This is a genomic window from Nocardia sp. NPDC051990 (genome assembly GCF_040680755.1).
Taxonomy (GTDB): domain Bacteria; phylum Actinomycetota; class Actinomycetes; order Mycobacteriales; family Mycobacteriaceae; genus Nocardia.
This window is the reverse complement of record NZ_JBFAXH010000009.1, coordinates 124,313-136,897: the sequence shown is the minus strand read 5'-3', so window position 1 is coordinate 136,897 and position 12,585 is coordinate 124,313. Positions and strand designations below refer to the sequence as shown.

General features: G+C 67.0%; 6 protein-coding genes and 1 riboswitch. Of the genes, 5 read left to right on the top strand and 1 reads right to left on the bottom strand.

Annotated features, from left to right (window positions below; translation table 11 throughout):
• The first annotated feature begins 61 nt into the window (after nucleotides 1-61).
• The 3 genes from AB0L63_RS19085 (at nucleotide 62) to AB0L63_RS19075 (ending at nucleotide 6,387) form a co-directional block, all read left to right on the top strand.
• Complete coding sequence (locus tag AB0L63_RS19085; RefSeq protein WP_364502246.1) at nucleotides 62-1,486, top strand: cytosine permease; 1,425 nt, start codon at nucleotides 62-64, stop codon at nucleotides 1,484-1,486.
• 80 nt (nucleotides 1,487-1,566) lie between these two features.
• Complete coding sequence (locus tag AB0L63_RS19080) at nucleotides 1,567-3,069, top strand: aldehyde dehydrogenase family protein (protein ID WP_364502243.1); 1,503 nt, start codon at nucleotides 1,567-1,569, stop codon at nucleotides 3,067-3,069.
• Between the two features lie 252 nt (nucleotides 3,070-3,321).
• Nucleotides 3,322-6,387 (top strand): protein kinase, encoded by a 3,066-nt coding sequence (locus AB0L63_RS19075; protein WP_364502240.1) that lies wholly within the window; start codon nucleotides 3,322-3,324, stop codon nucleotides 6,385-6,387.
• A gap of 354 nt (nucleotides 6,388-6,741) precedes the next feature.
• Here the strand turns inward: AB0L63_RS19075 and speB are convergent, their stop codons facing one another.
• Complete coding sequence (gene speB, locus AB0L63_RS19070; protein ID WP_364502237.1) at nucleotides 6,742-7,755, bottom strand: agmatinase; 1,014 nt, start codon at nucleotides 7,753-7,755, stop codon at nucleotides 6,742-6,744.
• A 356-nt stretch (nucleotides 7,756-8,111) separates the two neighbouring features.
• A riboswitch (glycine riboswitch) is annotated at nucleotides 8,112-8,219 on the top strand.
• A 124-nt stretch (nucleotides 8,220-8,343) separates the two neighbouring features.
• On the opposite strand from speB, the gene gcvP reads away from it, so the two are divergent.
• Together gcvP and gcvT are read left to right on the top strand one after the other, a co-directional pair.
• Entirely contained in the window at nucleotides 8,344-11,313 is a 2,970-nt protein-coding gene (gene gcvP, locus AB0L63_RS19065) for an aminomethyl-transferring glycine dehydrogenase (protein WP_364502234.1), read from the top strand.
• Entirely contained in the window at nucleotides 11,310-12,437 is a 1,128-nt protein-coding gene (gene gcvT / locus AB0L63_RS19060; RefSeq protein WP_364502232.1) for a glycine cleavage system aminomethyltransferase GcvT, read from the top strand. The genes gcvP and gcvT overlap by 4 nt, the downstream gene beginning before the upstream one ends.
• Nucleotides 12,438-12,585: the final 148 nt, after the last annotated feature.

The window sequence follows — 12,585 nt, the reverse complement described above, 5'->3', positions numbered from 1 at the left end:
GCTCGTCGAGGCCGAAACCACAACCTCCAAACCTGCCCCGGGTCCAGCGAAGGGAACAGCAGTGAGTGAAAACCACAGCGGGCGCGAAGAATCTGTCTCCACCATCGAATCGGCCACCATCCAACCGATCCCGGCCGACCGGCGCCACGGGCGCAACCGGGACATGTTCACGATCTGGTTCGGAACCAACATCATGATCCTGGCTGTCGTCACCGGGGCATTATCGACGACCCTCTTCGGGCAGCCCGCCTGGTCGGCCGCGCTGGCGATCATCGCAGGGAACCTCTTCGGTGCGATCTTCATGGCGCTGCACTCTGCTCAGGGGCCGCGGCTGGGTGTTCCACAGATGGTGCAGACCAAGGGCCAATTCGGTTCGCTGGGATCGATTCTCATCGTCGGAGTCGTCGTCTGCATGTACCTCGGGTTCTTCATCTCGATTCTTGTCTTCGGCGGGCAGTCGCTCGGGTCAGCCATACCCTTCCTGAGCGGTAGGGCCGGCATCGTGGTGCTCGCGGCGATCAGCCTCTGCGCCGTCATCTGGGGTTACACCCTGATCCATGTCTACGCGCGCATCATGACATTGGCGTCGGGGCTGGTTCTGCTGATGGCGTTCGTCTGGGCGTTCATTGTCCACCCGGTGCCCACTCACTTCTTCAGCACGGGCACCGCGACGCTGGCCGGCTTCCTGAGCACCTTCGGGGCGTGTGCGGTGTGGCAGATCGCCTATGCCCCATACGTTTCCGACTATTCGCGCTACCTGCCGGCAAAGACGGGCTCGAGGCCGGCATTCTGGATGAGCTACTGGGGCACCAGCATCGGCTCGATCCTGTCGATGTTCCTCGGGGCAGGCGTCGGATTGCTGCTCCCCCACACCGACCCGGTTATCGCCCTGACCCAGGCCACCGCCGGGATCAGCGTCGTGGTGGTTGTGGTCTTCAGCATCGGAGTCGCCGCTACGAACGCGATGAACCTGTACTGCGGCACGCTGTGCACGATCACGATTGCGCAGACGATCGTGCCGCGCTTCAATCCACGCGGCCGCGAACGTGCTGTGATCGCCACCGGACTATGCGCGCTGGCCTCGAGTGTCGCGCTCACCGCGGGCCGCGACTTCGTCACCACGTACAACAACTTCCTGGTTCTGCTGCTGGGTTCACTGGTTCCGTGGACCGCCGTGAATCTGGTGGACTACTACCTGGTCCGGCATGGGGACTACGTCGTCGAGGACTTTTACAAGCGCGACGGCGGTCGCTACGGCCGGGTCAACTGGCCTGCGGTCAGCTGCTACCTCATCGGTGTCGCTGTACAGCTCCCGTTCATGATCATCGGAACCGCCTTCATCGGACCGATCGCCGCAATGCTCGGCAACACAGATATCTCGTTCATAGTCGGATTGGCTGTCGTTTCACCGCTCTACTACTTCACAGCCACGGCTTTTACCCGCCGCAACAATCGTTCGATGGAACCAATCACGCAACCGGCTTGAACCACCCACCGCTGCGGGACCGAAACGAAGAACCTATCTACAGGCGCCGGACCGGGCGCAGAAAGTGCAGGCGAATGATCATGGCATCAACTGAAATTGGGCGATTCACCGTTCGGCGTCCCGCTCCGGATCAGATCCCGGTCGCTGACGTGCCGCCCGCGGGCCACTTCATCGGCGGATCGTTTGTCCAGAGCTCGTCCACCGAGGTCATCGACGTCCTTGATCCGACCACGGAAAAAGTCCTCGGATCCATCCCGGCAGGAACCGTCCAGGATGTCGATTCGGCCGTGGAGGTGGCCGTCGAGTCGCAGAGATCGTGGGGTTGCACCACACCGAAGGAACGATCCGAGGTGCTCTCTCGGATCGCGGACATCGTAGAAGCCAACCGCGAAGTACTCACGGTGCTCGAGTCCGCGAATACCGGCAAGCCCCGTAGCGTCGCCGAGGACGATATCTCCAACACCATCGACACGTTCCGGTTCATGGCGGGGGCGGGGCGGACGATGACTTCCCTGGCCGGTGGAGACTACGCACGGGAACACTCCTCTGTCATTCTCCACGAACCGGTTGGAGTGGTCGGGGTGATCACGCCCTGGAACTATCCGCTGCTGATGGCCGCCTGGAAGATCGCCCCCATTCTTGCTGCCGGAAACAGTGTCGTGCTCAAGCCCTCTGAGCAGACGCCGCTGTCGATACTGAAGCTGGCCGAGCTCGTCGCCGGACACATCCCCGACGGGATCGTCAATATTGTGACCGGCCGAGGCCAGACAGTGGGACAGCGCCTGGCCGAACATCCCGACATCGCACTCGTCGCGGTGACGGGAAGTGTTCGCACTGGCCAGGCAGTCGCAGAAGCCGCCTCACGTTCGGTCAAACGCGTCCACCTCGAACTCGGTGGCAAAGCACCCGTTGTCGTCTTCGCCGACGCCGACCTCGGTGCGGCCGCGGCTGGAGTGCGTAACGCCGGATTCTGGAATGCGGGCCAGGACTGCGGCGCAGCCTGCCGGGTGCTGGTGCACGAATCGGTGGCGGAAAAGTTCACCGAACTCCTGGTGCGGGAAGTCGGCAATCTGATAGTCGGCGCGCCGGCCGCCGGGGACGACGTCGAAATCGGTCCTATGGTTTCCCGCCCGCACTTCGAGCGTGTACGGGACTCGCTGGCCGAGGCGACGGCGGCCGGCCTGCACGCGGCCATCGGCGGCGCGGTCCTTGACGGCCCCGGCTACTTCATCGAACCGACCGTGTTCAGCGGGGTGCCGGCCGGGGCGCCGATCACCCACCAGGAAATCTTCGGCCCAGTCGTCACGGTCGAATCGTTCAGCACCACCGACGAGGCGGTTGCCAGGGCCAACGAGACACCGTACGGACTGGCGGCGTCGGTATGGACCCGGGACGCGGGCCTCTCCCTGGGCGTGCCCAAGCGGCTTGACTTCGGCACCGTCTGGGTCAACTCGCACCTCGTGTTCGCATGTGAGGCGCCGTGGGGTGGGTTCAAGGGATCGGGCTACGGGCGCGACCTCTCGCTCTACGCGCTCGACGACTTCTCCCGGACCAAACACGTCATGATCAACCACGGCGCATGAGCCCTGAATACGAGCGTCGAAGCCTGAAGTGACACTGACGAGCCTCCCCTGCACCGGGCCGTCCCGACCGGCGATTGGTGCGTTGGCCCCGCCCCTCCCGTTCGGCACCGCGGTGCCGTGGACAACTGCGGCCACAATCGATAAAAACAGGATTGATGCCGACGTGCGGAGCGCCTGTCCGGGACGCAGCCCGCGGGTAGTCTGGAGAACACTCAGCAGGCAGTGGCACAGGTGTTCGAGGAGAGAGCTGCCGTGGCCGATGCGGACCCACTGGCAACCCAGGCTGACCTCGGCGGATTTGATCCGCTCGAGGCAGTTGCCGCTGAACTGAGCGCGGCCGGATTCGAGGATTCGCATGAGGTCGGCCGCGGCGGCTTCGGCGTCGTGCTGCGGTGCCGGCAGGGTGCCCTCGGCCGAACGGTCGCGGTCAAGGTGCTCTCGGCGTCCCTCGACCGCGAGAATCGAGAACGCTTCCTGCGCGAGGAATACGCGATGGGCACGCTCTCAGGGCACCCGAACATCGTCGCGGTCTACGAAGCGGGGGTCACCGCCGGCGGCCGGCCCTTCATCGTGATGCCGTTCTGCAGCGCAGGTTCACTGGAGGCGAGAATCCAGCGACAGGGTCCGTTGACCTGGTCGGAGACCCTGCATGTCGGTGTGAAGCTGGCCGGCGCCCTCGAGACGGCCCATGGTGCCGGGATTCTGCACCGAGACGTGAAGCCGGCGAACGTCCTGCTGACCGACTACGGCGAGCCGCAGCTCACCGACTTCGGCATAGCCCGCACCACCGGCGGGTTCGAGACCACCGCCCGTACCGTGACCGGCACTCTGGCGTTCACCGCCCCCGAGGTGCTCGAGGGCGAGCCGCCGAGCGTCGCATCCGACGTCTACGCGCTCGGTGCCACACTGTTCTGCCTCGTCTCCGGTCATGCCGCCTTCGAACGACGCAAGGGGGAGGAGGCTGTCGCGCAGTTCCTGCGGATCGCCGCGAATCACATCCCCGACCTGCGTCAGCATGGAGTGCCCGGGATCGCGTGCGAGCTGATCGAAACCGCGATGGCGCGCGACCCGGTCGAACGCCCGCACACCGCGGCGGAGTTCGGAAACCTGGTGCGCGAGGTCGAGCTGCGCAGCGGCCTGCCGATCGACGAGATGGCCTTGCCCGGCGCGACGGGATCGCGGGACACGTCCGCGCCGAGACCGGCGCGGGAGCGCTCCCCGTCCGGCTGGACCGCGCGACCTCCGCGCTTGCCGCTGCAGTTGACCAGCTTTGTCGGACGTCGGGCCGCGCTTGCCGATGTCGGCGGACTGTTGACGACGGCGCGTCTGGTCACGCTCACCGGCCCGGGCGGGGTGGGGAAGACTCGGCTCGCGCTGGAGGCGGCGGCGGCGTCACCGTTGCGCGCGAACACCTGGCTCGTCGAGTTGGGAACCGTGCTCGAACCGGAACTGCTGATCGACAAGATCGCCGACGACCTGCGACTCGGCGACGAACCGACCGGCGCGCGCAACCCGATCCGGGCCCTGGTCGACCGACTCTCGGACGCGTGGGGCGATCGCGACGCCCTGATCGTGCTGGACAGCTGCGAGCACCTGGTCGAGTCGTGCGGCCCGCTGGTCGAGGAGCTGCTGCAGTCGATCGGCGGATTGCGCGTGTTGGTGACCAGTCAACGGGTTCTGGGCGTCAGCGGTGAAAATGTCTATCCGGTCATGCCGCTCTCGCTGCCCGATCCGGCCGCCGACGAAGAGGAGGAGGGGGCCGAATCCGAGGCGATCGCTCTGTTCGTCGAGCGCGCGCGGGCGGCCGAACCGAATTTCGCGCTGACCGACGACAACCGGGTCGCGGTGGCCAAGTTGTGCGAGCAGCTCGACGGAATGCCGCTGGCCATCGAGTTGGCGGCCGCCCGGCTGCGGGCGTACGGGCTCGACGAGATGCTGGCGATGCTCGCCGACCGGTTCCGGATGTTCGCCACCGCCGGCCGGCCTGTGGATCCGCGGCACGGCTCGCTGCAGGCGCTGGTGGAATGGAGCTACGACCTGCTCACCGCCCAGGAACGCGACGTGTGGGCCATGCTGTCGGTGTTCACCGGGCGTTTCACCACTGCGGCTGCGGCGGAGGTCTGCGCGGGTCCCGGATATCAGGAACGGGATGTCCGGTTGATTCTGGCGTCGCTGGTGGACAAGTCGATGTTGTTGTCCGGCACCGTCAATGGTGTCCGTCGCTACTGGCTGCTGGTGACGCTGCGTGACTTCGGGCGCGAGCGCCTGGCCGAGACCGATCTGCGGCAGGCGTGCCTGCAACGATTCGTCGCCCGGTACCGGCGCCTGGCCACGGAGTTCCGGCGGGGGTGGTTCGGCCCCGGTCAGCAGGCGGTGTACGACGCGGTCCACGACGAGTGGGAGAACTTCCGCGGGGCCCTGTCGTACAGCCGCAGCGACGGGCAGCTGTCTCTGGCCGGTATCGAGATCGTGACGTCGCTGCACTTCTATTGGCTGGCCAGCTGCAGCCTGTCGGAGGCGCGGCGCTGGTTGTCGGCGGCGCTCGAGTCCACCTCGATGGACGAGGCGCATCGATCACGGGCACAGTGGAGTTCATCGGTCGTGGTGATGCTGCAGGGTGACCGGACGACGGCGCTCGATTGGGCCACTCGGGCACGTGAGCTCGCGATCGCACGCGGCGATCACGGCGACCAGGGGTACGCCGCAGCCGCGCTCGGATTCGCCGCGATCTGTGGCGGCGAACTCGAGCTCGGTCGGGTGTACTACGAGGAGGCGATTCAGTGCCAACGCGACGCCGGCGACGCCGAGGGCCTCGCGGTCGCCATCGCCGGGCTGCTCACCAGTCTGCCGCCGGGCGGCGACCCCCAGGTTGCCCAGCTCTGGCGTGAGGCGGAGGCGTTGTGCACGGCGGCCGGCGACAAGTGGACCCTCGCGTACCTCACCTTTGCGCGTGGATACGATGCCTTCCTGGCGGGGGACCTCTCGGGTGCCCTTGACTATCAACGCGAGTGTCTGCGGCTCGCAAGGAGATTCGGCGATCGGATCCTGTGCGCCTGGGTGTTCGAGGTGACGTCGTGGATTGCGGTCCAGCGCGGCGACGCCGAACTGGCCGCGCGGATGCAGGGTGCCGCGGCCGCCAGTTGGGCGTCGGGGGAGACGTCGATGCTCGGCTACGGCGGTATGCGCGAAGGGCACGACGAGACCAGCGCTCGCATCCGCGCCGAACTGGGGGAGTCGTCGTCCGATCGGCTGGTGCGTTGGGGGAGTCAGACGTCGCTGCGGAAGAGCATTTCCGTTGTACTCGGGGAGCGGGACTGAGGTTCCGCCCGCCCCGATCAGCGGAGGACAACGGTGCGGCGTCCATGTGTGGTGACCTGGCCTTCGCATCGATCACCTTCTGCGCGATGATCCGTCCCTTGTCCAGGTCCGCGGTCACGTAGTGGGCGCTGGCTTCAGCACGTCAGGTGGACCCGCGTGAAGAAGTGGCCGGCCGCCCGATCGTCGAACAGCCTGTTGTCGATGATGTCGCAGCCGTGCTCGACCAGGAATCCCGAGACGGCGAAGACGATGCCGGTGACCTAGCGCAGGGGCGACCGGTCGGATCATCCCGACCGTGCGCCGCGAGAGTCTCTGGCACAGGGACGGATCATGACGTCCCCGGGTGGACTTCAGTTATCTCGAGAGCGCGGTGTCCTCGAGTGACTCGGCTGCGGAGACGGCCTTCGCCGCCGAACTGGACACCATCAGCGAGACCAGGTCGAACACCAGCGTGGCGGCCGCAATGCAGGTGATCTCGGCGTGGTCGTAGGCGGGGGCGACCTCGACGATATCGGCGCCGACGATGTTCAGACCCGTCAGCTGGCGCAGCATCCGCAGCAGCTCCCGCGAGGTGAGCCCGCCGGCCTCGGGCGTGCCGGTGCCCGGTGCGAACGCCGGGTCGAGCACGTCGATGTCGACGGAGACGTATACGGGGATGTCACCGATGCGCCGGCGCACGACGTCGACGGCCGCCTCGATGCCCATGACGTCGAGGTCGCCGGCGCGGATGGTCCGGAATCCCATGCGCGCGTCGTCGTTGAGGTCCATCTTGTCGTAGATCGGCCCGCGGATGCCCACATGGATCGAGTGGTCTTCGACGAGCAGGCCTTCCTCGAAGGCGCGGCGGAAGATCGTCCCGTGGTTTACCGGCTGATTGAAGTAGGTGTCCCACGTGTCGAGGTGTGCGTCGAAGTGCAGCAGGGCGACCGGGCCGTGCTTTGCGTGCAGCGCACGAAGATTCGGCAGGGCGATGGTGTGATCGCCACCGATCGAGACGATCCTGCGGTCCCCGCCACGGAGGATCTCGCTGGCATGGTTCTCGATCTGCTTGCAGGCCTCGGCGATGTCGTACGGGGTGACCGTGATGTCGCCGGCGTCGACGACTTGGACCTCTTCAAGCGGCGCGAGACCGAATTCGACGTGGTAACCGGGGCGCAGTGCCCGGGCGGCCTGACGCACGGCGAGCGGGCCGAACCGGGCGCCGGGCCGGTACGAGGTGCCCCCGTCGAACGGAACTCCGAGGATGGCGACGTCGTAGTCGTCCACCTCGTGGATATCGGCAATGCGGGCGAAGGTGCCCTTGCCAGCGAAGCGGGGAACCTCGGTGGCGGGAAGTGCACCGATGAGGGTGTCTTTGGGCTGGGGCATGTCGGTTGTCTCCTGTGTTCGGTGTGGTGGATCAAATGCGGCGACGGCCTGGGGTTTTCGGTGCGAGGAAGGTCCGATGCGGACATCAGCGCGGTCATGGGGAGGGGGCGATAACGGCCCCTGGCGGTCTGCCTCGATCGACTGGCCATTTGTGCTCCTGGGCTGCGTTGATACATGGCGCGCAGAGTGCTGACATCCATCAGACTGCCTCGGACCCGTGCCTGTGCGCGAGTAGCAAAGACGCAAAACTCAGCGATCCGTTCTGTTCGATCGCACAATCTGCTTGTCGAGAAGTTGGTGGCGACAAACCTCGGGGGAGTGTGTACCGTTGTGCGAATCACAACTGAAGACGCCGATGACGCGCAGCGGGAGAACCTCCGAGTTTCAGACTCCTGAACTCCGAGGCGCCGTAGGAGCAACTTCCTCCCCGGGAATCTCTCAGGCCCCAGCACCGCAGCGCCGAGGCAACTCTGGAGAACAGGAACGGCCGCAGGCCGGTACTTACCGAAGGTGAAGAGCAACGCCGTAGTCGCGGCAACGCCCAAACTCTCAGGTTTCAGGACAGAGCGGGGAGGTGTCCCTCAGTCGATGTCCGGTGCGGTCCGGACAGAGCGAACCCGGAGTCACCTCTTGTCAGTCGAAACCCGCATTGCCCCCGGTGAGGGGCTCTCTACCAGCGGCTTTCCCTCGCGCCATATCGGTTCCGACGTATCCGCAGCACAGCACATGCTCGAGACACTCGGCTACGAGACGCTCGATGAGCTCATCGACGCCGCAGTGCCGGACCAGATCCGCAGCGAGAAGGCCATGGATCTGCCGGCGGCCCGGAGCGAGCCGCAGGTCCTTGCCGATCTGCGCGCCCTCGCCGACCGGAATCAGACCCGTGTCCAGATGATCGGTCTCGGCTACCACGACACCGTCACACCTGCGGTTTTGCGGCGAAACCTGCTCGAATCGCCGGCCTGGTACACCGCCTACACGCCCTATCAGCCGGAGATCTCCCAGGGCCGGCTCGAAGCGTTGCTGACCTTCCAGACGTTGATCGAGGATCTCACCGCGCTCCCGCTGGCCGGGGCCTCCCTGCTGGACGAGGCCACCGCCGTGATGGAGGCCGTGCTGCTCATGCGGCGGGCGAACAAGTCCAAGTCCGCCACGAATCGGGTGATCGTCGACGCGGACTGCCTGCCGCAGACCCTCGCGGTCGTCCAGGGGCGTGCCAAGTCGGTCGGCATCGAGGTGTTGGTCGCGGATCTCTCCAGGGAATTGCCCGACGGCGACGCATTCGGTGTGGTGTTCCAGGCGCCGGGCGCGAGCGGCGCCGTGCGCGACCTGTCGCCGCTGATCGCGGCCGCCGGCGAGCGCGGCGCGCTGACCACGGTGGCCGCTGACCTGCTCTCCTTGACGATCTTGACGCCGCCAGGAGAACAGGGCGCCGACATCGCGGTCGGATCCGCGCAGCGCTTCGGCGTGCCGCTGTTCTTCGGCGGCCCGCACGCCGGCTACATGGCCGTGCGGACCGGGCTCGAGCGCATGCTCCCGGGCCGCCTGGTCGGGGTCTCCGTCGACGTCGACGGCGCCCCCGCCTACCGGCTCGCGCTGCAGACCCGCGAACAGCACATCCGCCGCGACAAGGCGACCAGCAACATCTGCACCGCGCAGGCACTGCTCGCCAACGTGGCCGCGATGTACGCGGCCTACCACGGGCCTGAGGGTCTGCGCGCCATCGCAACCCGCGTCCACCGCCATGCCGTGACGATTGCCGAGAGCCTGCGGGCGGCCGGCCACCAGATCGTGCACGACCGCTTCTTCGACACCGTGCAGGTCCGGGTGCCGGGTCGGGCAAGGGAGTTCGTCGCCAACGCCGATCGCTTCGGCATCAACGTGCGTCTGGTGGACGACCACCACGTCGGCATCTCCTGCGACGAGTGCACCACCGACGACGTAGTGGGTCGGGTCGTGGCCGCCTTCGGCGCGATGGTGACGGCAGCGCCGACCGCGGTATCCGGGCTGCCGACCGAGCTCTACCGCACCTCGAAGTTCTTGCAGCACCCGGTGTTCCACGAGCACCGTTCGGAAACCGCGATGCTGCGGTTCCTTCGGAAGCTCTCGGACAAGGATCTCGCCCTGGACCGCACCATGATCCCGCTGGGGTCGTGCACCATGAAGCTGAACTCCGCGGTGGAGATGGAGCCCATCAGCTGGCCCGGATTCGCCGGCATCCACCCCTACGCGCCCTCCGAGCAGACCGGCGGGTACCTGGAGCTGATCGGCGACCTCGAGCGATGGCTCGGGGAGATCACCGGATACGATCGAGTCTCGTTGCAGCCCAACGCCGGATCTCAGGGCGAGCTGGCCGGACTGTTGGCGATCCACGGATATCACGAGTCCCGCGGCGAGAACGGCCGCAACATCTGTCTCATCCCGCAGTCCGCACACGGAACGAACGCCGCCTCGGCGGTCCTGGCCGGGATGCAGGTGGTCGTGGTGGCCACCGCGGCCAACGGCAATATCGACATCGACGATCTGCGCGCCAAGATTGCAGTCCACGAGGGCAAGGTCGCCGCGATCATGCTCACCTACCCCTCTACGCACGGCGTATACGAGAACGACGTGCGCACGGTCTGCGACTTGGCGCACCAGGCCGGCGGTCAGGTGTACATCGACGGCGCGAACCTCAACGCGTTGGTCGGCCTGGCCCAGCCGGGCAAGTTCGGTGGCGACGTCTCACACCTGAACCTGCACAAGACCTTCTGCATCCCGCACGGCGGCGGCGGACCCGGCGTCGGACCGGTCGCGGTGCGCGAGCATCTCGCCCCGTTCCTGCCTGGGGACCCACTCGGTGGCGGCGACGGGGGAGCCCCGGTCTCGGCCGCGAACTACGGTTCGGCCGGCATCCTGCCGATCACCTGGGCGTACCTCGCGCTGATGGGCCCGGACGGCCTGACCAGCGCCACCGAGGCCGCGGTGCTGGCGGCGAACTACGTCGCGAAGTCGCTCGACGCGCACTTCCCGGTGCTCTACCGCGGACCGTCGGGTCTGGTGGCGCACGAGTGCATCCTCGACCTGCGCGCCATCACCAAGGAGACGGGTGTGACCGCCGAGGACGTGGCAAAGCGACTGATCGACTACGGATTCCACGCGCCGACCCTGTCCTTCCCGGTGACCGGCACCCTGATGGTCGAACCGACGGAGTCGGAGGACCTGGCCGAGCTGGACCGGTTCATCCAGGCGATGGTCGCGATCCGGCAGGAGATCGACCTGGTCGGCGACGGGGTGTGGCCGCTCGAGCGCAGCCCGCTGCGTCAGGCGCCGCACACCGCGGAACAGGTCACTGCCGACGAGTGGACGCTGCCCTACCCCCGCCACCTGGCCGCCTTCCCCGTCGCCTCCTTGCGCGCCGCGAAGTACTGGCCACCGGTACGTCGGATCGACGGGGTACACGGGGACCGCAACCTCGTCTGCTCCTGCCCGATGCCCGAGGCATTCGAAACCCCGACCAGCCACAACGACACCGACACCTCGGCGAACGCCGACACCCGCGAGGAGGCTTTCGCATGAGCAGCGTTTCGTCCGTCTCGACATCCCCCGCGTCTCCGCTGCTCGAAGAGCACGCCAACCTCAGGGCCAGCTTCACCGACTTCGCCGGCTGGCAAATGCCACTCAAGTTCGACAGCGAGCTCATCGAGCACCGGGCCGTGCGCAGCACTGCCGGGCTCTTCGACCTCTCGCACATGGGTGAGATTGCGATCACCGGCCCCGCCGCCGGTGCGCTGCTCGACTACGCGCTTGTCGGCGAACTCTCCAAGATCGGCATCGGGCGGGCCAAGTACTCGCTGCTGTGCGACGCCGACGGCGGAGTGATCGACGACCTGGTCGTCTATCGGCTCGCCGACGAGCACTTCCTGGTCGTGGCCAACGCGTCCAACGCGCCGACCGTCGCACGTGAATTCGTCTCGCGCGCCGAGGGATTCGATGCCAAGGTCGACGACCAGTCGGCGCAGACCGCGCTGATCGCCGTGCAGGGGCCGGCTGCCGAGGACATCGTGCAGGCACTGGTGCCGGACGAGCAGGTCGCAGTCGTGACGGAGCTCCGGTACTACGCGGTCACCCCCGCGTCGGTCGCCGGCATCGACGTGCTGCTCGCCCGCACCGGGTACACCGGCGAGGACGGCTTCGAGCTGTACGTGGCCAACGAACAGGCGGTGCGCCTGTGGCGGGCACTGCTCGACGCGACCACGGACCGTGGCGGTGTGCCGGCCGGTCTCGCCTGCCGCGACACCCTGCGGCTCGAGGCGGGCATGGCGCTCTACGGTCACGAGCTGACCCTGGACACCAACCCTTACGCGGCCGGACTCGGCAAGGTGGTCCGGTTGGGCAAGGAGTTCGTGGGACGCAATGCGCTGCAGGAACTCTCGGCGCGGCCCATCGAGCGGGTGCTGGTGGGACTGAAGGGCACCGGCCGGCGAGCGGCCCGCACCGACTACACCGTGTACGACGCGGCGGGCGAGACGGCAGTCGGTGTCGTCACCTCCGGTGCGCTCTCGCCAACGCTCGGCTACCCGGTCGCGCTCGCCTTCGTGGACGCGGCTCTGCAGGAGTTCGGGACGGAGCTGACCGTCGACATCCGCGGCAAGAAGGAACCCTTCGTGGTCACTCCCTCGCCCTTCTATCGCCGCTCCTGAAGCCGGAGCACGCAGCGCTCCAACACGCAGCGCTCCAACACGCAGCGCTCCAACACGCAGCGCTACAACACTTCGCGCTCGAACACGCAGCGCGCGAACACTATTGACCTACCCAGTCACCAACGAGAGCCCTCGAGAAGGTACCAGC